The sequence below is a fragment of the Paenibacillus oleatilyticus genome (genome assembly GCF_018998565.1).
In the GTDB taxonomy this organism is placed as follows: Bacteria; Bacillota; Bacilli; order Paenibacillales; family NBRC-103111; genus Paenibacillus_G; species Paenibacillus_G oleatilyticus.
Map to the genome: position 1 here is coordinate 1 of NZ_JAHNZO010000196.1, position 326 is coordinate 326.

Annotated in this window: 1 pseudogene; it reads right to left on the reverse strand. The window is 62.6% G+C overall.

The features are described 5' to 3' along the window. Positions 1-115: 115 nt before the first annotated feature. Positions 116-326 (reverse strand): annotated as a pseudogene (locus KQX66_RS36935) (hypothetical protein); the annotation flags it as partial.

The following is a 326-nucleotide window of genomic DNA, read 5'->3' on the forward strand; positions in this document are numbered from 1 at the left end:
CCCTACGGCCGCTCTGTCGATCCATCAAAGCACTGGAGCGAGCTGAGCGGCAGCGTTATTGGCCATACGAAAACACGCTGCGCAGTGGAGCCGACACAACGCCGCCAGGCATGCGTCATGTTCCCGGGTACGGATGGGTCTCGCGCCAGTGGTCCGCTATCTGCTGCCGCGTACAGACCCACACCCGTTCGTGTTGCTGGATATAGTCGAGAAAACGCTGCAGCGCGCGAAAACGCCCCGGCCTGCCCAGCAGACGACAGTGCATCCCCACCGACATCATCTTCGGCGCCTCCTCGCCCTCAGCGTACAGCACGTCGAAGCTGTCT